This window comes from Hamadaea sp. NPDC050747, assembly GCF_040654195.1.
Classification (GTDB): Bacteria; Actinomycetota; Actinomycetes; order Mycobacteriales; family Micromonosporaceae; genus Hamadaea.
The window spans coordinates 316,897-339,760 of record NZ_JBFAHM010000005.1 but is presented as its reverse complement, the minus strand read 5'-3'; the positions used below and the strand labels follow the sequence as shown (position 1 = coordinate 339,760).

General features: G+C 69.8%; 22 protein-coding genes. 3 read left to right on the top strand and 19 right to left on the bottom strand.

The genetic code is table 11. The annotated features are described in order from the left end of the window. Positions 1-109: 109 nt before the first annotated feature. The 12 genes from AB0H43_RS13720 to AB0H43_RS13665 all read right to left on the bottom strand — a co-directional run bounded on the left by AB0H43_RS13720 (position 110) and on the right by AB0H43_RS13665 (position 10,942). Entirely contained in the window at positions 110-889 is a 780-nt protein-coding gene (locus tag AB0H43_RS13720; protein WP_359999644.1) for a hypothetical protein, read from the bottom strand. Between the two features lie 196 nt (positions 890-1,085). Next, positions 1,086-1,793 carry a DUF6283 family protein gene (locus AB0H43_RS13715; protein ID WP_359999643.1) on the bottom strand — a complete coding sequence of 236 codons (708 nt, stop codon included), beginning with the start codon at positions 1,791-1,793 and terminating at the stop codon, positions 1,086-1,088. 160 nt (positions 1,794-1,953) lie between these two features. After that, the gene (locus AB0H43_RS13710; protein ID WP_359999642.1) at positions 1,954-2,277 is read right to left on the bottom strand and encodes a hypothetical protein; all 324 of its coding nucleotides are present in this window, start codon (positions 2,275-2,277) and stop codon (positions 1,954-1,956) included. 157 nt (positions 2,278-2,434) lie between these two features. Next, positions 2,435-3,220 (bottom strand): hypothetical protein, encoded by a 786-nt coding sequence (locus AB0H43_RS13705; RefSeq protein WP_359999641.1) that lies wholly within the window; start codon positions 3,218-3,220, stop codon positions 2,435-2,437. Positions 3,221-3,547: 327 nt separating this feature from the next. Continuing rightward, complete coding sequence (locus tag AB0H43_RS13700; RefSeq protein ID WP_359999640.1) at positions 3,548-4,855, bottom strand: hypothetical protein; 1,308 nt, start codon at positions 4,853-4,855, stop codon at positions 3,548-3,550. 87 nt (positions 4,856-4,942) lie between these two features. Then, positions 4,943-5,611, bottom strand: a complete 669-nt coding sequence (locus AB0H43_RS13695; RefSeq protein ID WP_359999639.1) for a GGDEF domain-containing protein — start codon at positions 5,609-5,611, stop codon at positions 4,943-4,945. Positions 5,612-5,843: 232 nt separating this feature from the next. Beyond that, positions 5,844-6,281: a hypothetical protein gene (locus tag AB0H43_RS13690; protein ID WP_359999638.1), complete on the bottom strand. Its 438-nt coding sequence runs from the start codon at positions 6,279-6,281 to the stop codon at positions 5,844-5,846. A 115-nt stretch (positions 6,282-6,396) separates the two neighbouring features. Continuing rightward, positions 6,397-6,804, bottom strand: a complete 408-nt coding sequence (locus tag AB0H43_RS13685) for a hypothetical protein (protein WP_359999637.1) — start codon at positions 6,802-6,804, stop codon at positions 6,397-6,399. Between the two features lie 130 nt (positions 6,805-6,934). Then, positions 6,935-8,284: a hypothetical protein gene (locus AB0H43_RS13680; RefSeq protein WP_359999636.1), complete on the bottom strand. Its 1,350-nt coding sequence runs from the start codon at positions 8,282-8,284 to the stop codon at positions 6,935-6,937. 195 nt (positions 8,285-8,479) lie between these two features. Beyond that, the gene (locus AB0H43_RS13675) at positions 8,480-9,118 is read right to left on the bottom strand and encodes a hypothetical protein (protein WP_359999635.1); all 639 of its coding nucleotides are present in this window, start codon (positions 9,116-9,118) and stop codon (positions 8,480-8,482) included. A gap of 118 nt (positions 9,119-9,236) precedes the next feature. Then, a complete protein-coding gene (locus tag AB0H43_RS13670) occupies positions 9,237-9,965 on the bottom strand; it encodes a hypothetical protein (RefSeq protein WP_359999634.1) in 729 nt (242 codons plus the stop codon). A 140-nt stretch (positions 9,966-10,105) separates the two neighbouring features. Next, complete coding sequence (locus tag AB0H43_RS13665) at positions 10,106-10,942, bottom strand: hypothetical protein (protein ID WP_359999633.1); 837 nt, start codon at positions 10,940-10,942, stop codon at positions 10,106-10,108. Between the two features lie 412 nt (positions 10,943-11,354). Here AB0H43_RS13665 and AB0H43_RS13660 point away from each other — a divergent pair, with 412 nt between their 5' ends. Beyond that, positions 11,355-12,599 (top strand): IS110 family transposase, encoded by a 1,245-nt coding sequence (locus AB0H43_RS13660; protein WP_359999632.1) that lies wholly within the window; start codon positions 11,355-11,357, stop codon positions 12,597-12,599. 134 nt (positions 12,600-12,733) lie between these two features. Here the strand turns inward: AB0H43_RS13660 and AB0H43_RS13655 are convergent, their stop codons facing one another. Continuing rightward, on the bottom strand, positions 12,734-13,474 hold the full coding sequence (locus tag AB0H43_RS13655; RefSeq protein WP_359999631.1) for a hypothetical protein: 741 nt from the start codon (positions 13,472-13,474) through the stop codon (positions 12,734-12,736). Positions 13,475-13,815: 341 nt separating this feature from the next. On the opposite strand from AB0H43_RS13655, the gene AB0H43_RS13650 reads away from it, so the two are divergent. Then, the gene (locus AB0H43_RS13650) at positions 13,816-14,160 is read left to right on the top strand and encodes a hypothetical protein (protein ID WP_359999630.1); all 345 of its coding nucleotides are present in this window, start codon (positions 13,816-13,818) and stop codon (positions 14,158-14,160) included. 49 nt (positions 14,161-14,209) lie between these two features. Further along, positions 14,210-14,821 (top strand): hypothetical protein, encoded by a 612-nt coding sequence (locus AB0H43_RS13645; protein ID WP_359999629.1) that lies wholly within the window; start codon positions 14,210-14,212, stop codon positions 14,819-14,821. Positions 14,822-14,913: 92 nt separating this feature from the next. On the opposite strand, the gene AB0H43_RS13640 is transcribed toward AB0H43_RS13645, so the two are convergent. The 6 genes from AB0H43_RS13640 to AB0H43_RS13615 form a co-directional block, all read right to left on the bottom strand. Next, complete coding sequence (locus AB0H43_RS13640; protein ID WP_359999628.1) at positions 14,914-15,963, bottom strand: M23 family metallopeptidase; 1,050 nt, start codon at positions 15,961-15,963, stop codon at positions 14,914-14,916. A gap of 584 nt (positions 15,964-16,547) precedes the next feature. Further along, entirely contained in the window at positions 16,548-16,985 is a 438-nt protein-coding gene (locus AB0H43_RS13635; protein WP_359999627.1) for a hypothetical protein, read from the bottom strand. After that, positions 16,982-18,022: a hypothetical protein gene (locus AB0H43_RS13630; RefSeq protein ID WP_359999626.1), complete on the bottom strand. Its 1,041-nt coding sequence runs from the start codon at positions 18,020-18,022 to the stop codon at positions 16,982-16,984. The genes AB0H43_RS13635 and AB0H43_RS13630 overlap by 4 nt, the downstream gene beginning before the upstream one ends. Positions 18,023-18,261: 239 nt before the next feature. Then, entirely contained in the window at positions 18,262-18,975 is a 714-nt protein-coding gene (locus AB0H43_RS13625; protein WP_359999625.1) for a hypothetical protein, read from the bottom strand. Between the two features lie 294 nt (positions 18,976-19,269). Then, positions 19,270-20,085 carry a replication-relaxation family protein gene (locus AB0H43_RS13620; protein WP_359999624.1) on the bottom strand — a complete coding sequence of 272 codons (816 nt, stop codon included), beginning with the start codon at positions 20,083-20,085 and terminating at the stop codon, positions 19,270-19,272. Positions 20,086-20,375: 290 nt separating this feature from the next. Next, on the bottom strand, positions 20,376-22,826 hold the full coding sequence (locus tag AB0H43_RS13615) for a type IV secretion system DNA-binding domain-containing protein (protein WP_359999623.1): 2,451 nt from the start codon (positions 22,824-22,826) through the stop codon (positions 20,376-20,378). Positions 22,827-22,864 lie beyond the last annotated feature (38 nt).

The window sequence follows — 22,864 nt, the reverse complement described above, 5'->3', positions numbered from 1 at the left end:
CAGTTGTCGTCGTGCGAGGCAGAAGGTGGTGTCCGGGGCAGGGTTGAGGTTCAGGTGCAGCTGGCAGAGAGCACAGCTGCGGAGCAGGCGGTGGTCTCGTGCAATGGGCTCAGCCGAGCGGTGTGACGTCCGGGGTGTCGTGAGTGGCAAGGTCGATCACGACAAGGTGACCGTCGGCGGTGGGCATGCCCAGCGCGTAGGTCCTGCCGCCGTGCAGGATGCGGATGGGGGTGTCATCGGTTATGGCGTCGAGCGCATGGCGCAGGTCTGCGACGGTGAGCAGCGGTGTTGATTGCCGAGCCGGCCCGCCAGAGTTCGGGGCGGCGGCGGGTGCGTCAGCGTTATCGGGGTGGGCGGCGGTGGCGGGATCCGTGGCTGTCGCACGGGTGGTGGGCTTGAGCGCGCCATGGGGCTGCGATGTGGCGTCTGGATGGTCGCAGGTGTTTGCCGGCTCGTCGCTGTCTTGCCCGCTGGGTGAGGTGGTGTGCATGTGTTGGTGGGGCGTGGAATTGGCGGGAGCCGGAGTCTCGACGACGACGGCGGGCGGTTCACTGCCAGCGAGCGAGGGCGTGGACTGATTGCCGGCCGCCTGTCCGGTGGCGTCGCGGTGGTTGATGGGTTCGGCGTGGTCGGCGGCCCAGCCTTCGAACACGGTGTGCAGTTGGTGAATGTTGGACACGACGGCCTGCAGCCGTTCCAGCACGGGTTCGGCGACCTCGGCGAGTTGCTGCGGGTCCAGGCTTGCCAGGTGGCCGATGAGGACCTCGACGCGCTGGCCGATCACCTGGGCGGTCGCGACGGCTTTGGCTGCCCTGTCAGGGTTGGTGGTGGCCGGGTTGTGGCTCCTGCGGGAGCGGCGAACGCGAGTGGCCGATGTTGGGCTGCTCATGATGGTGTTCCTCTCCGTGATGGGCGTGGTGACGGCGCCGGCGCGGTACGACGGCGGATGTGGCTGTCGGAAGTGGTGGTGCTGCGGCGGGCCCCGATCCGGCTCTGCCTGGCAGCACGCATGCGCAATGCACGATTTTTGGCGGCGGCGAGCGACTGACGCGTGGCAAGCGCGCATGATCCGCTGGCGGCTGCCGCTACGCCGCGTCCTGGCGGGTGCGCGGCTGGCCGGTGGTGGGTGTCGCAGGCGCGGGTATCTCGTCGAAGCCGCGGCTGGCGGCGATCTGCAGGGCTGGTGTGTCGTAGCTGTTGGCGAAGCCGCGGCAGATCGCCGGCGGTAGTGGCGGCTCGCTCATGCCGGGCAGGGTTTGGTGGCAGATGACAAACGAGCCACGGGCGCGAGCGTGTGCCAGGAACTGGCGCAGGTAGTCCGGGCCGAGGTGCATGAGATCGCCGGGCTTGAGAATGCAGGTGCTGCACAGCTCTTTCATGAGCCGCGCCCGGCCGGTGGCTGGGTCATGCACGTCGAGGTCAGGTTCGGGTTCCACCTCGCCGCCAGCCAGGTCGGCCAGGCTCGTCGCAGTGTGGGCCTCGGCGAGTTCCTGCAGGTTCGCGTAGCAGGCGGGCCAGCCGGGTTGGGGCTTGAGCGCGCCGCTGGGTAGCTGGCCAGTGGCGACGAGGAACCGGACACCGAGGTGCTCGGCTCCGTGGGCGGCCAGCCACGCCACGCAGGGTCGTTGCTGGTCGCCGAGGACGCAGGCGATCATCGGCGCGGTGAGGCCGGCTTCGTCGCCTCTGGCCCCGCAGCTGTCGCGAAGGGCAAGGATCTGCTGGCCGGTCAGAGTTGGGCGAATGTCGCGCCGCCATGGGCAGTGTGGGCACGGCATGGATTCAGGTTGCAACATCGGGGTTTCCTTCCGCAGACCTTGGCATCGCGTGTCCGGCTGGGCTGGCCGGGTGGCCGGCAGATTCGCGAGCCGAACCACGCCGACGCTTTGCCGGTGGGGTCACGAGGAAGGCGCTGGTCTGGTTACCAGCGCCTTCCTGTCGTTCGGTGGGTTGGGGCTACAGGTGGTCGGCGATGGTGGCCAATGCCTCTGGGATGGTGGAGTGCTCGACGGCGGCCGCCATGCGATGCAGGTCGGCGTCGTCGAGCTGCCGGCCGGTCACCCGTTCCAGGCTCACGCGGGGCAGTGTCAGCCCAGCCGGTTGACAGCTGAGCGCGTGCGCGACGTCGGTGAGGATCGCCTTCGCCTCGATCTCCGCCTCTTCCAGGTCGCGGGCGTTGTTGTCGGCGATGGCCACGGCGTATCGGGCGTGCCATGTGGCGACCTCGGCGGCGACGTCGGCGGGCAGGGTGTGCGCGACGGCGGCCAAGGGCGGGGACATAGGGCCTCCTTGCGGTAGTTGGATTTCGGGTGGTCGGGCTTGCCGTGGGCCGGCTTGGCCGTTGCGACATTTGCGGGCCGACCGGACGAGCCCGATGTGGTGGGCAGAGATGCCACGGTCGTGTGGCGCCCCTGTCCACCGCCGGGCGGGTGTTCGGTCAGCTCACGTCGGTGGTGTCGTCGGGGGCGTAGATGAACATGGCCTTGGTGGTTTCGACGCGTTGAATCTTGGCGTCGTGGGCGAGTTTGTTGCAGGCGTTGATGACTGCCCCGTCGGCGGCGTCGATGGCCTTGCCGATGGTGTGTGGGGTGAGCTGCTGCCCGGGGTGGGCGGTCAGGTAGGCCAGTACTTCGGTTTGCAGCTGGTGCTTCTTGCGCACCGGCTTGCCTGAGCGGGTGTACCGCCGGCGCGGCGTGTCCTCTGGCACGGCGGCTGGCTGTCCACTGTCAGCTATGGCGGAAGTGGTGGCGGGGCTGCTGATGGGGTGGTCCTCATCGGGACCGTTCGGCCCTGTCGTCTCGTTGTCGTCAGCCGGCTCGGGCTCCTCGGCCTGCTCGGGCTGCGATTGCGCCGCTGCGGCGGGCTCGTCCGGGTCGTGATCGGCTGCGGCGAGTTCTGCCCGCTCGGGCTGCGGTTCGGCGTGGTCGTCAGGCTGCCGGGTGGCAGGCGTGGTGGGGTCGGCGCTTCCGCCGTGCTCGGCGGGGTCGGCAGCAGCGAAGGCGGGGTCGGTGGCTGCTGGCGTGGTCGTCTCGGTCGGCCCAGCGGGTTCGGCGACGGTCCAGGTGCTGGTGTCGTCGCGGTGCACCTGTCCTGCGCCGGCGATTTTGCGCAGGCTGGCGGTGACGGTGGAGTAGCCAAGCCCGGTGCGTTCGGCGATCACGGCGGCGGTTGCCGGACCGTGCGTCTTCAGATCCGTCAGGATCGCTTGCTGTGCGGAAGTCATCGCGGCTCCTCGGATGATTGATTCAGATGTATGGGCGGATGTGGTCGGCGCCCTGTTGCTGTCCCGCGCGACGGCGCCCGATACGGATGCCCTGCGCGGGAGCTGACGGTTCGGCCTGTCGGTCAAGGTGTGGATGCTGATGAACGCTCCCTGGCGGGTGGCGTTCAAGTCGCGACAGATGGATGTCGTCGCCGGCCGCTGGGCTGGGCCGATGGGACGCGCGTCAAATGAGCCCGAGTGCGGCTACGGTCCTGGGCGTTCAGGTGGGGCGCAGCATGTGGAGGTCATTGATGCACCGATACGGACGCGCTTCTCGCCGCGCCTGGCTTATGCCGTCCGGTGCCAGCGCCAGCCGTCGACGGGCACCGTGCGCAGCCCGAAACCGTCTGGCCGCAGGACTTCCGGGTCGGTGGATCCGGTCCCGGTGGTGTGCAGGTGCACGACGTGGTCTTCGACGGTGAGCCGAGCGCGGGTCTGCTGTTCGCCGGCGGTGTCGAGGGCGGCGGCGAGCTGTGTGACGCCGGAGATGGTCAACAGTGGGCTGACGGGCAGGCCGATGGGGGTGTCACGGGGCACGAACGCGTCGACTTCGATACTGGTGCCGTTCAGGGTGACGGTGGCTATGGTCAGCGGTGGTTCGGCGGTCGGCTGGGCGGTCCACCCGATTCGGGTGCGGCCGGTCGGATACAGGCCAAATCGGTTGGGACGCAGGATCGTGACTGGAAAGGCGTCTCGTGTGCCGTGGTCGACGCGGAACAGCACGGCGTCGGGATCGGTGACCACGATCTGGTCCCCTCCCCCGCCGTCATACTGTTTGTTGGTGTCGTGCAGGTCGTCTGCCAGCTGCTGCAGGGTGTCGCGGGACAGCCAGGGCACCACGCCGCGGTACTCGGGTTGGATCAGCAACGCCGGGTATCCGTCGGCGAGGTCGGGCCGCCGTACATGTGCCCGGCGGAAGGTCAGCCCGCGATAGTTCAGCCGGGTGCGTATCGGGCGGACCGTTTGGGCCCAGCCGTGCGGCAGCCGGTCGAGGCCGTCGTCGTCCCGGTCGAGCAGCAGCTTGCTCGCAGTGCCGTCGTCGCTGGTGGTGATGACGATCGCGGTGCCGTCGTCGGACAGAAGCAGTTCACCTCGGCCTGCGGTGTGCAGGTCGTCGCCGATGCGCAGCAGCCCGCTGCGGCTGATCGCGGCCGGTGATGTGGTGCCGGGCTCGTGGTAGCCGATGATCGTCGCCCGGTACGGTCCCATCCCTCCGGTCAGGGTCACGTCGACCAGGGTGTGGCGGGCGATAGGCGGCGTAGGGCAGGGACCGAGGTGCGGTGGCAGCGGGCAGCCGGCGACCCGGCGCGGGCAGAACAGGTCCACGCCGGCGTACGGCGCGTCGCCGGTATCAGTGTCGTACATCAGCCGACCGGCGAGGACGCCGCGCCCGAGGGAGGCCAGGGTGTGCCGGACGACAGCGGCGACCACAGCTGGGTCGGCGGATCCACGCAGCTGCGCTTCGATCGGCCCGTCGCCGCCTGGTGGGTAGGTGAACGTGAGCAGGTCGGTGCGGATGTCGGACAGCAGGCGGCCGACCGTCTCAGGGATGGGACCGTCGGTGGTCAGGACGAGGGTGTAGTTACGAAGGTTCATGCAGGTGCCTCACGCTGAAGGTGGGGCCAGGCGCACCGGTGGCCCGCGCCGGGCCGGTGGGTGTGCCTGGCCAGGCGGGATGGGGGTTTATCGGTGGCGGGGCCGGTCGCGGTCGCGTACGGCTGGCCGGACCGGGATGTGGTCGATGTCGTTGCCGCTGGGCCGGTGGGCGACGACTTTGGTGGTGTCGTCTTTGGCCTGGTACATGGCCAGGTCGGCGTGTTTGAACAGCAGGGGTGCGGTCAGCCCGACCCGATAGGCGGCGACGCCGATCGACACTTTGATCTCCAGCGGTGGGCAGCCAGGGAGCTGGAAGGGCCGCTGGCCGATGGCGTTGCGGATCGCGATGGCGGCGCTGATGCCGGTGTCGAGGTCGCCGGGGCCGCATCCTGCGAACTCGTCGCCGTGCAGGTGGCCGATCTGCCAGCCGTGGCGGGTGATGGTGCGCATCCGCCGTGCGACTTCGATGATCACCTGGTCGCCGGCATCGTGGCCGTGGGTGTCGTTGACCTGTTTGAACTGGTCGAGGTCGGCCAGCCACACCCACACCGGCCGGTCGGCTGCCAGCAGTTGCTGTAGCTGTGCGAGGAGGCCTTCGCGGTTGAGCAGGCCGGTGAGCGGGTCGTGGGCGGCGGCGTGACGGGCTCGGCACAGTTGTGCGCGTAGGTCGGTGATTTGCCGTTGCCGGGCCAGGCTCGCGATGGTGGCGGCGGCCACGCCGACGCCGATGGTCACCAGAGTGGTTCGCGTGAACAATGGACAGTGCTCCTGACTAGTAGGAGCACCGGGGGCGGCGAGGGTTCCAAGCTGCGCCGTCCCCGGGCTATGCGGACATAGGCCGAGGCCATGGCTCTCCGGTGCCGCTCAGGGCAGAGACGGCGGGTGAGGCACGGCCCCTGGGAAACATCCACGCCGCGGTGGCGCGGAAGATCAAGTCATCGCCACGTCAGATCGGCGTCGCTGAGGGCGGATGAGGGATGGGGTGCGGTCAGCGGTCGGAGGCCATGCCGATCGCAACCTGGCGGGAGTCCGGCAGGTCGAGGGTCAGCCACTGGTAGCCCAGGGCGCCTGCCTTCCGTAGGGCGTCCAGGAACGTCGGGTGTGTGCCGAACGGCGCGTCGAGGGGGAAGTCTTCGATGAAGTCGTTGCCGCCGATCTCTTCGATGTGGCCGAGGTCTTGGCGGCTGCCGGGTCCGTAGCCGTGGGCGTAGACGACGACATTCGACTCGGGATCGCCGGGGTCGGTCAGCAGCCCCGGGATGCCGCTGCTCATGAGGTAGGTGCCGTCGTCTTTGAACCACATCAGCCGGGGCCGTGACGGCTGTGCGGCGAGGTCGGGGTCGAGCGTGGCCGCGTGCTCGGGTGCGGCGGCAGCGTGTTCGGCCAGCGTGAGCACGTCGGTGAGCGCGAACTTGAGGGTGATCATGTTTCCTCCAGGTGTGGTGGGTGCCGGAGCGGCGGCCGTTGTCCGGGAAGGTCACGACGCCCCGCCGTCGGCTGCTAGAGGCAGGGGCCGGGCGGGGCGTCGCGGATGTGTCGGGTTAACTGGTGACGGCGTGGATGAGGCCGTGATGGCGCAGTTCGGCCAGGGTGCGGCGCAGGGCGGCGGTGCTGGTGCGGCAGCGGCGGGCGATCGCGGTGACGGTGGCGGTCGGGAACCAGTAGAGGGTGTCCAGCACGTCGGCGAGCCGGGCGGGCATCTGGGCGGTGGGCGGCGTCTGGTGTCCTGGCAGGGTGATGGCCCAGCGGTTGCCGGGTGCGGCGGGCTGTCGCCCTCGGGCGAGGGCTGCCGCACGGCGGGCGGTCGCGGCTGGGATGCAGGGCCACAGCTGGCCGTGGCAGTGCAGCTGGTCGCAGCGGCCGGTCGGGCCGGGGCGGTGGGTGGCCAGGACCTGCCGGGCGTCGTTGAGCAGCAGCACATCCACACGGCTGCCGGTGAGCGTGGTCATCGAAACCCCTTTCCATCGGATCATGTCGATCCAGCGGCGGGTTGGGCGAAAGATCAAGTCACACGGCCGTGGGCGGTGGGCCGTCTGCCGAGGCGAGGCTGTCTTCTCGCCTCGGCAGACCACCGGCGGCCTAGTTGCGGGTCAGGGACGGCAGTGTCGCGGCGAGGGCCGCGGTTTTGCCGCTAGTGCGAAACATCGACACCGCGTTGCCGGGAAGGTCGGCCACCCCGTCTTGGCGTTCCTGATAGTTGAACGGCAACCGGGCATGCGGGCCGACGCGGAACACGGGCTGGTCGACGTGTTTGCGGGCGATGCTGGTGCCGTCGTTGATGGTGTATTCGCCGAACGCGTCGAATTCGAGGCCGTCGATAGTGGTTTCTGTGTTGCCGACGCACAGGACGACGAGGTCGTACATGCGCCCGTCGACCAGGGCGCCGTCGGGGACCGCGACCGGGTTCGCCCGGCGGGCAATGACAGTCAGCCGCTGCCCGCCGCGGCTGCCCAGTCGCAGGAAGTGTCCGATGGCCTGGTAGCGGCCGCGCATCTGGATCTGCCACTGCTCACACGTGGCGGGCAGGTCGGCGGCGTACCAGTCGATGCGGTTCACGTGATCGAGCCCGGCGGCGGACACGAATGGCTGCGGTCCCAGCTCGAGCAGTGCCTCGACGGCGCATTTGCCGGAGTCGCCGCCGCCGATCACCGCCGCCCGGCGGATGCCGCGCAGCGGCCAGATCGTGGCCATGCGGGCCATGAACTGGCCGAAGGTGGTGATGGTGGTGCCGTTGGTGAGCTTGGCGCTGACGGGGTCGCCGATGCCGCGGGCGTCGATGACCCGCTGTGCCAACACTGCAGGGCCGTCTTCGGTCTCGACCAGGACTCCGTCGTCGTCACCGCCTACCGAACTGACGCTGGCGTTGGTCACGACGTCGGCGTACTGCGCCAGGGCGAGGCGGATCACCAGCGCCATGTCGGTGTTGGTCTGGTATTCACCCGCGCTGGGCAGGTGGTCGGTTTGGATCGGCGCGCCGGGTAGATAGTTGAGGTTCGCGTCGGCGTCGCCGGCGGGTCCGGCCAGGCCCGGCCGGGTGTGGGAGTTGAGGTGAAAGACCGGCCGCTCGGTCATGGCGAAGGTGCCGCCGGTGCGTCCGCTGGCTTCCAGTACCAGCGGCTTGGGGTTCCCGGCGCGCACGCGCACGGCGGCGTAGACAGCGGCGTGGAAACCTGCGCCGATGATGACCTCGCCGATGTCGGCACGGTCCAGGGTGCGCTGCTGGCGTTGTGCGTCGGACCACCAGGAGTCGATGAACTGGTCGGCGATGGTGCGGGCGTCGGGGTCCTGGGCGAGGGCGGCCAGCCGGGCCTGCGTGGGGCTGGCGAACTCGGCCACGCGGGAGGTGACCGCGCGCATGCGTGCCGACTCTCCGCGGCGGCGGGCGACCGCGTCCAGCATGGAGTCGATCAACGCGGATGGCTCGAACATGGTTCCTCCAGAGGAGATGGTCCGGCCGCCGCGGCGGGCACACCGCCGTCCCGGCCCGGGGCGGCAAGACAAGGTGTCCCGCTGCGGCGCCCGGTTGTGGACGTGCAGGATGTGGTTCGGTGACTCGTGCCAGCCCGTGTCAGAGCGGTCGGGCACTGGCCGGGGACCGCCTGTCCCCCACGGTTTTGACCTGGGTCAGATGACCGTCTGACTGCGGTCGATCGCCAGCGCGGTGATGAACGCGGCCAGCCGCGTGGCGTCGGCCGTGTCTAGGACCGCCGGTAGCGTCAGTTCGGCGCGCTGCCCATCGCGCAGCGGAAACGGGTAGGTGATCATCGGCGGTGAGGCCGGTGGCTGCACAGGTTCGGGTCGTTGAGGCTGGGTGCCGGCTGGTGGGTCGGTGGACGCTGGCGGGCGGGCGGATGCCGTGTGGTGCTGGCGGCTGGGTGATCTGCGGGCGCCGGCTGGACGTCGTGCGCCGGTGGCCGGTGGCCGTGGTGGGCGTCGCCGGGTGCCGAGCGCCCAGAGCGGGTCGTCCGCGGCCCGGGCGATGACCATGGCGATCGCCTGTCGCAGCTGGTTGTTGTAGGTGGCGCGGGTGGTGGCCGACAGGCGGGGCCGGGCGTGCTGTTGCAGGCCGGCCAGGTCCGGTAGCGACAGGCTCGTCAGGGTGTCGCTGTTGAGGACGCCGACGTCGTTGAGGTAGCGGCGCACGTTGCCGGCGAACTGGCGGGCCTGCGGCGCGGGCATGACCTCCAGCTCTGGTAGTTCGTCGAGGAACGCGCGTAGGTCGGCGACGGTCGCGGACGGCCGGTCCGATAGCGGTGGTGTCATCGCTGTTCCGTTTCTCCCCGATCGTGCGGTCGCGGTCCGTTGGCTGCCCATGCGCGGTCGGGATACGGCGGCGGCGTAATTGGTCGCCGTGCTGATGCCGGTGGGCGGGTCGCGGGTGTCATGCCTGGCATGTGCAGCCCTGCGTTGGGTCGTGGTGGCCGGCGGCGACGGTCACGAGCAGCTCATCGCCGTCGAGAGTGGACAGGTGGTCGCAGACCCGGTCGCGGTGGGCCATCACCTCGCGCAGGGTGACAAGTCGGTGCGGCCGGTCGGGGGCAGTCGCGATGACCTGCCGGCTGGTGGTGATCAGCGCGTCGGGCAGCAGATGGGTGCCGATGATGTAGTCGATGTAGGTCGGCAGGCCGGCACCGAGAGCTTCCAGCCGCGTGCCGCTGTAGCGGGCCACGTGCTGTGGGTCCTCCTGGCGCAGGGCGGCGATCAGTGGTTGGGTGGCCCACTGTTGGGCGCCGTGCCGATGGTCGGCGGGGCTGAACCCGCGGTCGGTGAACGGCAGGAAGCAGCGGGCCGGAGCGGCGGGCGGAAGATCGCCGTAGCGGGTGTGCCACTGGAGGTAGTCGTTGGTGGCGACCTCGGCCAGGGCGCGGATCAGCGGGCCGGGCTGCCAGTGGCGGGCCGGCAGGGCGCAGGCGGCCAGCATCGGGTCCGGCAGCGGGCGGGCGCCGAAGGTGACGGCATGGTTCTGGCGGGTGGTGTGCAAGTGCGGGATCGGGGTGAACTGGCTGGCGGTGATCAGTCCATCGAGGTGGGCGGTGATCTGGTCTTCGAGGGGCAGGCTGCTGCCACCGGGGATGCACAGCAGTAGTTCGGTGCCGTCAGGCACGTGCATGACTGTTGTCCTTCGTCATCGAGGAATGCGGGGCGTGTGTACCGCCGATCGGCGGTAGCGTGCGCGTGCCGCCGATGAGTGGCGGGCATGCGAAACCGGCGGACGCCTTGTGGGCGTCCGCCGGTCGTGTTGGTGGGGTGTCAGGGCTTCCAGCGCAGCCGATGTGCGGCGGCGGCTGCTGCCAGTTCGGTTTCGTGGTCGGGGGTGCGGTCGGGGACCGATAGTTCGGCGTCGTCGAGGATGAGGTTGCAGCGGGCTGCCGTGGCGGCGAGGTCCTTGACGGCTTCGGTGATGCTCGGATGCCCGCCGGTGGTCAAAAGCCCATCCGGTTCGCTTCCGGGGTTGCCAGTGCGGAATTCGCCGACGGCGATGACGCCTGATGCGCCTTCGGTCACCGTGACGCTGGTCAGTTGGGGAAGGGCATGGCCGTCGACGGGGTGTGCGACGCACAGGTCGCGCAGGTCCAGCAGTTGCTGTCCCGCGACACGCAGCAGGTTGCCGATGGAGTCAGCACCTTGTTCGGCGAGCGGGACGTGATCGCCGCAGTACGGGCCGAGTACGGCCAGGCTGTCCGCGGCTGCGGTGACCAGTTCGGACAGTCCGGGCAGCAGCAGCCGCAGGTCCGATTCACCTCCTGCCAGCAAGGCGATGCCGACGGCGTGTGCGGCCTTCACCGCCCTGTGCACAGCGTGGTGGGCCACGGCTGGCTCATCGTCGGACAGCCATGTCAAAGCAGCGCGGGGGGTGAGGAATCGCAGCCCGAGCATCGCTTGAACCTGGTGGACGCCGACCGACCGGAACAGGACGGTGCCGTGTTCATCGGTGGCAGCCGGATCCGTGACCGCCAGGGCGAAGGCGGGGGTCACGAGGTAGCTGGCGTCGGCGCAGGAAAGGATCGGAGTGACGGTCATTTCGTCGATCGCCGCGTCCAGGCAGCCGCGGATGGTCTCCAGGGGATAGCGGGCGAGTTCCGGCACAGCGTCGGCGAAGCCGCGCGGGTCGAGGATGGTGAACGGTGACGGTTGCACAGATGCCTCCTGACGGTGGTCGGTCGACCACGACCGCACCGCCAACACCGCCACACATCAAGTGACATCATTCGATGTTTGCTGGTGGCGAACACTCCCCCAGCCGTCACCAGTCGCAGTTTGCCACCCGATAGGCGTGTCCTTTATGGTGCTGGGCGTCGCCTGGTCACGAACCACTGTGGGGCCCTTCGTGAACGCAACCGCCGGCATGTTCCCCGCCCACGCGGGGGCTTCCCCACCACCGGTGCGCCACCATCGGCCCACCTCGCGCACATAGGCCCAAGCGCAGGGGCCTGCGAGGCGTGCCCTGTCGTGCGACCGGTGGATCCGTCTGTACGCCACCGGCGAGGGGGAAACCCGCATGTCACGACTGCCCGCGTTCATCTGCGGCATCGACTGGTCCGAAGGACTCAACGACGTCGCCGTGATCAGCCGCGACGGTGCGGTGGTAACCCGGGCCCGGATCGAGGAATCCCCGCAGGGCGTCACGGACCTGTTCCGGCTGCTGGACGGTTTACGCAACTCCCACACACACGGCCGCCGGCACGTGCCGATCGGCATCGAGACCGCCGACGGTCTCCTGGCGGCCACCCTGCGCGCCCGCCGCCAGCCGGTGATCCACATCCCGCCGCATCGGATCGCCGCGATGCGCAAAAGCCTGTCGCCGGTACCCCGCAAATCCGACCGCACCGACGCCGAGATCATCGCCCTGGCCGTGCGCGACGGCTGGGGCCGGCTGCGCCCACAACCCGTCGACAGCCCGCAAGCCACGGCGATCGGGGTCCTGATCGCCGCGCACGACCGCACCCAGCGGACCCGGCTGCGGCTGCAAGCCCAGCTACGGTCGCTCCTGCGCCAAGGACATCCGCACGCGGTGACCGCCTGGACCCACCTCGATCACGGCTTGGCCCGACCCGAAGCCCGCGCGGTACTCGCCGCAGCACCCAACGCGGCCACCGCGGCCAAGCTGACCCAGTACCGGCTGACGAAGATCCTCGCGGCGGCAGGCCGCAGACGGCTGGTGGACGCAGAGGCCTACCGGCTGCGAGACCTGTTCACCCTGCCGGTCCTGCGCCTCGACCCCGCGGTGGAGACGGCGATGGCCGCGCAGATCAGCGCCGTTCTCGGCCTGTTCGACGCCGCATGCCACACCGAACAGCACCTACGGCAGCAGATCGCCGCGCAGCTTGCCCTGCATCCGCAGGCGGCCATCTACCTATCGTTTCCCGGCTGCGGAACACTGCTCGCGGCACGGCTGCTCGGTGAAATCGGCGACGACCCAACCCGGTTCGCCACCGCGAAAGGACTTCGCGGCTACGCCGGGTTGTCACCCGTGACCTGGGCCAGCGGCTCCAGCAAAGTGATCTTGCATAGGCGGGTCTGCAACCGCCGTCTCAAGACCGCCTGCCACCAGTGGGCGTTCTCCGCGTTGACCCGCTCCCCCGGCTGCCGAGCGGTCTACGACACCCGCCGCGCCCACGGCGACACCTTCCCAGGCGCGCTGCGGCACGTCGCCGGGCGGCTGCTGGCCGGCCTGCACCACTGCCTGGCTACCGGCGAGCTGTACGACGAGCGGGCCGCGTTCGGCGGAATCGCGCCGCCATGACCGCCGGGTGATGGACGCCGAACCCGGCTGGGTGACACCTCACTTCGCTCACCGGCGCCGTCGAGCCCTTGCGCGGGAACGGTGCCCCAGCACCGGTCGGCGTCCATCACCCGGCCTACGGCCCGGTGTGGCTGCTACCAGGTCAGCGTCTGCATCTGCTGATGGCGGCGCAGCATATCGGCGAGCTCGCCGGCGGCCGCCGGCCAGCGCAGTATCGCGTCAGTGCGCAGCCGGCCGGCCGCCACCCGCACCTGCGGGGTGATCGTTTCGGCGAGGATCGTGACGTCGGCGCGCGGATCGGCTTCGAACGCGCACACCTGGTCCAGGGCATCGTGGTGGACGAAGACCTTCACCGACGTGGCCCACAACGGTTTCGCCTGCACGGGTGGCACAATGCCGAGCCGCACTCCGCCCAGATGAGGGTGCATCAGCGCCTCGGCGCCTGCCAGGTCGCAGGTGACCAGGATCGGCGGGTTCAGCCGGTTGCCTCGGCCGGGGCGTCCCAACGCGTTTCCCATGAGCCCACGCAGTTCACCGGCGATCAGAGCCCGCTGGGTCGCCGGAACGTGCGGGGTGATGCCGTCCAGGCCAAGAACGTGACAGCGCATCTCCGTGTCGACCAGCATGACCGCACGGTAGACGGGGAGCCATATTCCGATCGCGTCGGTGAGGTCGTCCAGCCATGTCCGCAGGTACGACAGGACCATGAGGCAGACGGCAACACCTCGGTCCCAGTCCATGTCGGCGGGCGACACTCGCCAGCTGGTCGCCTGGTCACGCGCGTACAGCAGCGTTGGCTGGCTGCGGTCGGCAAGGCCGAGGCTGACCAGCAGCGGCCGAATCACGGCAAGATCGATCGTGGGTTCTGGGGGCATCGCGCTACATCCTCTCCTAGCTGGGTTCCATGGTTCGGGCGACGCCCGCGGCGGAGGGCTGCGTGCGTTCCGCCGGTCGGCGGGGATGATGAGGCCCGCGGGCTGTGGACATTTCGCGTCTGGTCGACCCGCGCGTGTCGCGACCAGCGCGTGCGATGAACGCATCGCTCTGACGGCGTTCTGCGATGGCGTCGGCAGACGCTCGAGGCAAATGCGCGGGTCGGGGCCGGTGGATCTGGCGAGCCGTAGCGTCGGCCGATCGGCGCTGTCGCTGCTGGGGTCGCGCCGAGATCTGCGGCACCGCGGGCAGCCTGCCGCCGGGGATGCGACGGGACGCCGTCTTGCCTTTCGTGCTGGACACGGCCGTCGAACTGTCACCGCCCGGCTGGACCCGTGAGGCCAGCGCACCGCCGGCACCTGCTCAGTCCCTCCCGCCCAGCTCCGGGGTCTATGCCCTCGACGAGCCGGCCCCGTCACGGTTCGTGCTGTTCATCCTGGACTCCGCCGAGGAGGTCACGTACGACGCCGGTGACCGCCACGATGTCGACGGCGGCCATGACTACGGGCCCGGCCTGTTCGATCACCGTATCGACTGGGACAGTGTGCTGTGGGCTGCGCTGGCCGAACTGGGCCTTCACGCGCCCGGCATGCCGGACTGGTTCTGGAACCGAACCGGCACCCCATAAGCGCATCTGGCCTGGTCACGCCGCAGTGACGTGAGGGTTAGGGTAGCTTGTGGACGCCGAACTCATCAGCGCTATTGGGTCGCTAGCCAGCGTCGCCGTGGCCGTCATCGCCGCAATCGTGGCCTACTACTCTTGGCGGACTTCGCAGCATGCCGCGAACGCGACCGCGGTGCTGACGGAGATCGAGAAAGCACGGTGGCACGCCGAGAACCGGCCGCAGTTTCAGCTCGAGTTCGAGGGCCTGGTCATGGACAACCGGCTGGCCGCGTGCAGCATCACACTGACCGACTCCAAATCGCTGCCCTGGGTCGATGTCGTCGCGTCAGTCCGGCCGCGCGTCTTTGGCCGTACCGATACCGAGGAAGACTTCGGGCCGTTCATTTGGGATGACACCAGCGAGCACTACAGCGACCCCATCGACACCGAGACATTCCGGCTGTACGCCGGTGGCGATCAAACCCTCTACATGAGGGCCGCGTCCGACGAGGAATGGCAGAGATACACCTATCCGATCCGGTTGTGGCTCCACTGCACCGCGGACAACGGTGACACCTGGATGGTTCCGACTTCCCGCACACTTGTCCCGCTTCAGCTGGCCGAAAGCATCGTGACTCGCGAGCAAATCGAGGCCCAGGCGCAGACCCGGTACGAAGCGGGCTGACGACCTGTTGCGGACGTTCAGTGCGGGCTGCCAGAACGCGTCCGCGTCGAGCGGCGTGCCGTCGGGGTTCGACGCCGAACGAGCGGCGTTGTCTATCCGGATTGCCCGATCGTCACGCCGTGGCTCGCCATGAACGCGACCGGGTCCACTCCTCCGGCGAACGACCGGTCGCCGTTGAGGTGCGTTTCGAAATGCAGGTGCGGTCCGGACGAGTGCCCGGACGTCCCCACGAGGCCGATCACTTGCCCGGCTTGTATGTGGTCGCCGACCGCCACGAAGGGCCGCTGGACCATGTGGCAATACCTGGTGATGATCTGCCCCTCGTGCCGGATATCGACGAACCAGCCGCAGCCCGGTGTGCTGGGTGAACCGTCGTGGTCGCAATCGCCGACATCGCACTTGGCGACGATGACGGTGCCATCGGCGGCGGCGTGGATCTGAGTGTTGCGGGCGGCGCCGAGGTCGACGCCATTGTGAGTCGGTCGGCTGGGCGTGCGGAACCCGGAGACGATCGGGGCGTGCACGGGAGCGGTCCAGCCGTCGCCCGCCATGGTGTCGCAGACGTCGACGATGATCCCGAGCCGCAGCGAGGTGTTTGCGACGATCGTCTGCGCCGCGGCAGTGTGTTTGGCATACGCGTCCGGGTAAGCCGAGCGTTGCACTGCTTGGGCGGCCTGCGTCAGTGGCATGGTGCGCCACCCGGGGACTTTGAGCAGGCTTCTGTAGAACCGTTGGGCTGCGGTCGCCGGCGTCATCAGCTCGGCGGGGGTTCCCCAGCCGGTTGACGGGCGTTGCTGGAACAGTCCGAGGCTGTCGTGGTCAGTGCCGACGCCGTCGTGGGGCATCGACAGTGACGCGGGCACCGCCGGGTTGGCGAGGTTGAGGATCCCTGATTCCTGTAACGCGACGGCGATCGCGATCGTCGCCCCGTACGAGCCGGCGCCGCTGTCGTGGCTGGCGGTCACGATCGCGGCCGCGTGCTGTTGCTGTACGGGGATCAGATTGGGGCTTGAGGTGGTGGTGATCGGGGCGCAGCCGGCAGCGGCGGAGCCGAGTCCGCCGGTGACGACGAAGCCGCCAAGCAGGATGAGGGTGAGGATACCCGCCAGCAGGCTGGCGAGGAGCTTGCCGATTCCGAGCATGACTGTTTACCTCCAGGCGGATGTGGCGGCCGGTTGTCTCCGGCTCGGCGATACGCGAGGCGGGCCGGTAGCCCCGTGACCGCGTCGTGCCCGTCCGGGTAACGCGGCGGCGACGCGATGGGGGACTAGGTGCTCCCGGCCTACGGTGTGTCTTGAGTGGACGCGATGAAGCGTCGGGGTTATGGCCTGAGTACGGCGCTGCGGCGTACGCTCGAGGGCAGCGGCCCGGCTCGACATTTCCCCGTGGTGCCGAACCGGGCCACCCATTCAGCACCCAGATCGGCGGGCATCGGTCCAGCCGCCGATGCCCGCCGTTTGGACCTGGTGCCGTATCACGACAGCGCCAACTCGGGACCGGTTTCTACGATCCGCGGCGGTAGCCGCTATACGCACTCTTCAGGGCTGAGGATGTGCACACCCCACTCGGCGGGATAGAACGTCCCGTTGACCTTGCCCAGCCGCGGTCGCAGAGGTCGCACCGAAGGATTGACCGACGCCGGGCGCCCCGTAGAACCCGCGACAGGTCAGCTGGCCCGCCTGCAGGCAATCGTGCCCCCGGTGCTCGGGGACGGGGTTGGCTTTGCTCATCGTTGTCTCCTACGGGTTGCGCGGCGGGTGCCAGCCGCTGGTAGGTGAGGGTGTTCGGTGGCGGGCTGGTAGCGGACGAGCCCCGTGGAGGCGAGGGTGTCGCAGGTGGTGGCGAACCGGACGGCGGTGCCGGCGATGTAGCGGTCGGCTGCGCCCGGGATGCTGATGAGCCCAGCGGTGTAGAGCAGATCGGGTGCGCCTGCGCAGGTGTTGCCGAGGTCGATGAGAGCGGCGGCGGTGGCGTGGCGTAGCCCGGCGGTGATCCAGGCGGCGACATCGGCGGGTGCGGTGGTCATGGCATGCCCGAGTCGTTCCGGATAGGTGGTGTAGCCGAGCAACCTGGCGTGGCCGGCCACCAGCAGCAGCGCCGGATGTGGCTGCTCGTCGCCGATCGGCGGCTGTGGGTTCGGTTGGAGTGCGGCTGGTGTGGTCATCGTTGCTGGTCCAGGTAGTGGTCGAGCAGTGCGGCGGCGGCCTGACCTTGGTTGCGGTGGTTGCCCAGGTGTGTTCGCCGGCCGCGGCGCTGGTCGGCGGGGTCGCGCAGGGCGATCGCGTCGGCGCGGGGGCCGTGGACGCGGACCTGGCCGAGGATGGTGCCGGCGAGGGCGGGCCGGCCGAGCAGTCCCGCGGTGAGCAGCGGGCAGACGATCAGGTCGGTGGGATCGTGGGCTTCTGGCACGTCGACGGTGGTGAGGGTGACCGTGCCGAGGAACGGGTGGTCGATCTGCACGCGTTGGCGGCGCACCGGCCGCGATCGCAGCGTCACGTCGACGGCGACGACCACCGCGTCGTGGCCGTACTCGCACAGCGTCTCGCGGGCGGCTTGGTGGTAGCGGATGCGTTCGAGGTACGTGTGCCAGGAGCGGGGCAGGATCGGCACGTCGTGGGGCCCGCCGTCGCCGGTGGGGGCGATCAGGTCCCCGTCGACGGTGATCAGCGCGTCGCCGAACAGGGCGCTGTCGAAGAAGTACGGCACGTAGCGGTTCAGGCCGGCTTGGTGGGCCGACAGGCCGGGCCCGTAGTCCGCGCGCGGGAATCGCGTGCCGTTCCGTTCAGCGCGAAGCATGGCTTTGACGCGGGGTTGCCGTTCGAAGGCGGCGACCCGGTCTCGCAGCGTGTCACCTGCTGCGGCGTCGTCCACATATGACCGCAGTGGTGAGGCGATCCCGGTGTTCAAAACGGCGTGAATCCAGTTGTGGTGCAGGGCGATGGCCAGGTCCGCGGCCGCACCGCCGGCGGTGGTGCGGGCGTGTAGCCCGCGGGGGCCGTGCGCGTCGGCTGTGGTGGCGAACGGGTCGCAGTCGGCGGCCGGGCGGGCGATCATCGGCTGGTGGGCGACGATGCCGCGGACAGCGTAGGGCGACAGCGCTGCGGCGATGCGATGCCGCAGCTCCGGCCGGGACTCGTGCCCGCCGCGCAGGCACACGAGGACCTTCGCCGGGACCTCGTCATGGTTGAAGATCGAGAACATGGGTGGCCTTCCGGATTGTGGGCATGCGAAAAGGGCCGCCCGGCAAGGTCCGGTGCGGCCGCAATGCGATACGAGGGGAAGAGGAAAAGGGCCGCGCTTTCTGCGCGGCAGCGTGGTGGTCGCCGGCGCTCCGTGCGCCGGCCAGGCCCCCGAGCCTCAGGGTCGGGGAGGATGTAGTGCGCCGCCGGGCGCCATGCTCCCGGCGGCGCACACACCCCAACGGGAGGAGGGTTGGGGTCTTAGGGAAGACGCAGGGCGACCAGCCGCTGCCGGGTGGGCAGGGTGGACAGGGTCTGCCAGGCCGTCTTCAAATACTGCAGGCGGGCTTCGGTGCTGGTGTCGGCTGGACGCAGAATGCTGCCGGACTCGGTAACCAGGGCGTCGCCGCATACTTCACGCATGGCGCAGAATCGGCCGTAGGCCACGGCTCCGGCTTGGAATAGGCCGACTTCCATGGGGTCGAGGTCGACGCTTCCACCGCACGCGTTGTGCACGAGCATCGCCGTGATGCGGGGCTGATTGCGGAAGTCGAGCCACGCCTGGTTGCGGCTGTACTTCTCCGGCTTGGCCAGATGCCGCGCCAGATAGGTGGTCCACTCCCGGGCTGGCCCGGTGCCTTCGACCGCTTCTTGCCATGTCTGATGGCGCAGCATCGCGTCATACCAGGCGTGGTGCTTGGTCAGCGTCAGGTCGAGACGCCCCAGACTGCCACCGGCGGCGGCCGCGATGCGGCCGTGCTGCTTGCGTACGCCGGTCAGCCCCCGGTCAGACCAGCTGCGGATCCAGCCGAGCATGCCTTTGCGGGTGACGGCGAACCGGGTCACCGGTGTCGGCGTCGTGTGCCCGATCAGGCCTTCGACGGCGGCCGGCAGCCAGCTGTCGCTGTCTGCGGGAAGGCACACGACCAGCGTGCGGGTGATGGTGGACCCGTCGGGGGTCGTCTCCTGGAACATAGCGCTGCTCCTGTCTCGCCTCTGTGGGCGTGGTGTCGGGGTGGGTTCCCGGCCGCGGGGATGAATGGAGTTGTCACGGGCGCTGGTCGCCGGTCGACCGGCCCCTTGTGGGGCGGGTGGGCCGGTGGGCGCCGCGTGTCTCCGAACATCCGGGGACGGGGTGGTGCCATGACGTTCGCCGATACGAACGTGGTGGACCGTAGCCAGCGCCGCTGACAGACCCCGACCGGTGAGACATGCCCTGACCTGCACTGTCAGCGACACGACGCTCCCGGTATGGCGGCTGTCAGCGTGTCAGTGGGGCTCGGCCGCTGACAGCGGCGGCAGATCGGCCAGCCGCAGCCGCCGGCCCGGTGGTGATCCGATCGGCAGCAGCCGGGCTTCGGCGGGTTCGTCGGTGTGCAGTCCGGTCGCCACGAGCAGGTCACCGACGTGCGGCGCCAGGGTCTGGTGCACCGCCTGTTCGTGGCCGGCGGTGGGCACCCAGATCAGGATCGGCCGGCGGGTGCCGGCCTCGGCGGCCGAGCGGTAGTCGTCGAGGCGGGCGATCAGCGCCGGCGGATGCTGGCTGCCGGTCTCGAACTCGAGGAAGAACCCGACCCTGTGCTCGTCTGCGGTCCATTGGCCGTAGGCGTCGGGATGCACGTCGGGAAACCCGGCGGCGGCCTGCTGCTCCGACCACCACTGGTTCAGCTCGTGCCCGGCGTGGTGGCGGGCGTAGGTGTGCAGGCGGATGAAGAACTCGTTGACCCCGATCTGGTGGGAAAGGCGGGGGCTGGCGGCGATGGCGGCGTTGCGGTGCGCCAGCACGGCCGGTCGCGGTGGTGCGAGCCCGAGCACCGCGTGGGTGTAGCGGGCGCCATTGAGTCCCAGGGTCCAGCCGACCCGGGCGGCCGGGCCGCCGAGGTAGCGGGCGACCCTGGTCACGAACCCCAGATTCCGCAGGGTCGCCAGGCGCAGCTGCGCGGCTCGCTGGGACCCGAACAGCGCCCGCAGGATCTGGTTGCCGGTCAGCAGCTGGTGATGGTGCAGCCACATCAGCAGCTGCTCGTCGCGGGGTGTGAGCCGGTGGATGACGCTGAGAAGGTCACGTACGGGTGCGGAGGGCATGGTGTCTCCTGACATGAGCGGTTGCACGGCCGAAGCCGCAGACAGGTGGGAGTTGGGCAGGCCGGTTCGGATGGAGCAGGGTGGGGGCGGCAGAAGTGAGGTGAGAACGGGGCGCCGGCCCCATGAGAGGAGTCCCGTTAGGGAGTTCGCATCGGCGGTGATCCGATTCCCGCAGGTGGGAGCCGCTATCAGGGTTCGTTGTGGGTTTCGCGTTGCTGACGGCCCTTGTCGCAGCCCTGTGCGAAAGGGTGTCCGAAACCCTTGCCGCATCAGGAACTTCGGCGAGTGCTCTACGGCTGTGGGGGCGGGGCTGGTTGCTGGCGGGCGTCGCGGGCGGCTCGTTTGGCCTGGTCGGCTTTCATCGCCCGTTTGGCGCTCTTGCGCAGCGCCGAGTCCGGCTGCGGCGGGTGCGCGGCCGCGACGTGCTGCCGGATCGCGGTGGTCTCCCCCACCGCTGGTGGCATCGGCAGGGTGGTCATGGTGAACGCGCGGGTTTCCTGCCCGCCGACCAGCAGCCTCGCGGCGACGTGCCGCGCGTCCAGATGTGACAGGTCGTGGGCGTCGAGTTCGGGTTCGGTGTGCTCGGCCAGGATCTTCGCGTCGCGTGGTGAGACGGTGAAGAACAACTTGCTGCGGGCGTTGGCGGCGATCGCTGACAGCACGTCGGGCGGCAGCTGGTCGAGGTGCTGGTGGGCGAGGACCATCGACAGCCGGTAGCCGCGGGCTTCGGCGAGCATGTCGGCGACGGAGTTGTTGAGGTTCAGGAAGTTGTGGGCTTCGTCGAGGTAGAGGGTGGCGTCGCGGCGGGTGTGCTCCGGGTGGGCGGCGCGGGCGGTGGCGGCCTGCCACACCCGGCCCACGAGGAGGCTGCCCAGCACGCGGGTGGTGTCCTCCCCGAGCTGGCCTTTGGGTAGCCGGCACAGCAGCAGCCCGCCGTCGAGGATCTGGCCCATGTCGAAGGTGGACTTGGGGCTGCCGATGGTCTGCATCACGAACGGCCGCAGCAGGAACTGCCGCAACCGCGACAAGACGGGTCCGATGACCTGGGCGCGGGCCGCGGGATTCATGCCGTCGTACCAGGCCCAGAAGCCGTGCAGCCCGGCCGGGTCGTCGAGTTCGGCGGTGAACCGGGCCCTAAACGCGTCGCTGTTGAGCAGCGGCGGGACTTCGGACAGGGTGGCGTTGGCGTGCCCGCGCAGGGTCAGCAGCGACACCCGCAGCGTGTCGTCGATCCTGGGTCCCCAAAACTTGGAGAAGATCCGGGCGAACACGCTGGTGATGTTGTCGACGGCCAGGTGCTCGTCGTCGCCTTCGAGGGGGTTCCAGGCGACGTGGCCGGGCTGGTCGGGGTCGATGATGACGACCCGGTCGGCCGCCGAGGCAGGTAGCCGGTCGAGGATGTCGAGGATCAGGTCGCCGCGTGGGTCGATGACCACCGCACCCCGGCGGGCGTGGACGTCGGCCAACACCATGTTCGCCAGCAGGGTGGATTTCCCGGCGCCGGTCTTGCCGGCGATGTGCAGGTGCTGGCGGGCGTCGTCGACCGGTAGCGCGACCTTGTGGCCGCCGATCTGGGCGACGCCGAGCACGCGGGTGCCGCGGCCGCCGGTGGGGACGGCGACCGGGACGGGGACGGCTTTGGCTCGGGCCCGGTCCAGGCCGGGCACCGCCAGGTCGTCGGGCAGCTTCGCCAACGCGGACAGTTCCGGCAGGGCGGCGACGAACCCCCGCCGCAGCCGCCGTGCCCCGAGGACTGCGGCTGGGTGGTGCAGGCGGCGGCGGTGCAGGCTGTTGCGGCCGGTGTGCGCGGCGAACGCGGCCGCGATCTGATGCCCTCGTCCCCGAAGCCGCGGCACGGCCGCGGCCGGGTTGTCCCTTGGCCGGGTGGTGGCGGTGACCACGTAGCGGATCGCGACCTCGAACAGCGGATCGGTGGCGGCCTTGTCGGTGACCGCGCGGATGTCGCGGTCAATCAAAGGGTCACGCACCGGCGGCCGGCGCACCCCTGATGGTGTGCTGGCGCGGGCGGGGGTGAACAGTTCGAGCAGCAGGGTGATGGGCAGCAGCGCCACGGTCACCGCCGCTCGCAGGATCCGGTCAGCGAGGGCGGGGCTGGCCGCTCCGCGCATGGCGCGGGGCACCGCGCGGAGGCGGCGGGCCCGGCGAGCGGTGGCGGGCCGGGCGAGGATCTGCACGATCGTCGACTCGCCGGTACGGGTCTGCGCGCCGGCGGACAGCAGCGGCCGCAGCGGGTCGGTGTCGTAGTCGAAGCGCAGCGGCAACGCGTCCGGGTAGCGGGGTGTCAGCTGCCCACCGGCGACGTGAGCGCCGGCGGGGATCGGATCGGTGGCCGTCTCGGTGGTGACGGTGGCGCTGGGCCACGCGGCGCGCACGACTGCTTCGGCCGCGCCGGGCGGAACCGTGCCTGGCACCCACAGGGCGATGGTCAGCTGACGGCCGTGCCAGATGTACTCCAGGCCGATATGGGCGGTGCCCCACAGGCGGCGTCGCCAGGTGGCGGGGATCAGCAGCCCGGTCAAGGCCCGCCACAGGTCAGCGGCCCCGGCCGGGTCGACCTGCGGTGGTGGTGCGATGACGATCGTGCGGGCACCGGCCGCATGGTGCTGGTGCCTCCATCGGGCGATCAGGTTGGAGCCGGCGATCCAGCCGCAGACCGCTGTCGCGGCGACCGCGGCGGCCAGGAACCGGTAGGCGACGATCTGGTCCCAGATGCCACTCACCGTTTGCAGGGGAAAGGGGTTGGCAGACATGGCTGACG

Coding starts and splice junctions, on each gene's coding strand:
- AB0H43_RS13675 (WP_359999635.1), bottom strand. CDS start 9,118: ATGACACCACCGCTATCGGACCGGCCGTCCGCGACCGTCGCCGACCTA.
- AB0H43_RS13710 (WP_359999642.1), bottom strand. CDS start 2,277: ATGTCCCCGCCCTTGGCCGCCGTCGCGCACACCCTGCCCGCCGACGTC.
- AB0H43_RS13660 (WP_359999632.1), top strand. CDS start 11,355: ATGTCACGACTGCCCGCGTTCATCTGCGGCATCGACTGGTCCGAAGGA.
- AB0H43_RS13720 (WP_359999644.1), bottom strand. CDS start 889: ATGAGCAGCCCAACATCGGCCACTCGCGTTCGCCGCTCCCGCAGGAGC.
- AB0H43_RS13630 (WP_359999626.1), bottom strand. CDS start 18,022: ATGTTCTCGATCTTCAACCATGACGAGGTCCCGGCGAAGGTCCTCGTG.
- AB0H43_RS13640 (WP_359999628.1), bottom strand. CDS start 15,963: ATGCTCGGAATCGGCAAGCTCCTCGCCAGCCTGCTGGCGGGTATCCTC.
- AB0H43_RS13700 (WP_359999640.1), bottom strand. CDS start 4,855: ATGAACCTTCGTAACTACACCCTCGTCCTGACCACCGACGGTCCCATC.
- AB0H43_RS13635 (WP_359999627.1), bottom strand. CDS start 16,985: ATGACCACACCAGCCGCACTCCAACCGAACCCACAGCCGCCGATCGGC.
- AB0H43_RS13625 (WP_359999625.1), bottom strand. CDS start 18,975: ATGTTCCAGGAGACGACCCCCGACGGGTCCACCATCACCCGCACGCTG.
- AB0H43_RS13690 (WP_359999638.1), bottom strand. CDS start 6,281: ATGATCACCCTCAAGTTCGCGCTCACCGACGTGCTCACGCTGGCCGAA.
- AB0H43_RS13655 (WP_359999631.1), bottom strand. CDS start 13,474: ATGCCCCCAGAACCCACGATCGATCTTGCCGTGATTCGGCCGCTGCTG.
- AB0H43_RS13705 (WP_359999641.1), bottom strand. CDS start 3,220: ATGACTTCCGCACAGCAAGCGATCCTGACGGATCTGAAGACGCACGGT.
- AB0H43_RS13715 (WP_359999643.1), bottom strand. CDS start 1,793: ATGTTGCAACCTGAATCCATGCCGTGCCCACACTGCCCATGGCGGCGC.
- AB0H43_RS13670 (WP_359999634.1), bottom strand. CDS start 9,965: ATGCACGTGCCTGACGGCACCGAACTACTGCTGTGCATCCCCGGTGGC.
- AB0H43_RS13620 (WP_359999624.1), bottom strand. CDS start 20,085: ATGCCCTCCGCACCCGTACGTGACCTTCTCAGCGTCATCCACCGGCTC.
- AB0H43_RS13685 (WP_359999637.1), bottom strand. CDS start 6,804: ATGACCACGCTCACCGGCAGCCGTGTGGATGTGCTGCTGCTCAACGAC.
- AB0H43_RS13680 (WP_359999636.1), bottom strand. CDS start 8,284: ATGTTCGAGCCATCCGCGTTGATCGACTCCATGCTGGACGCGGTCGCC.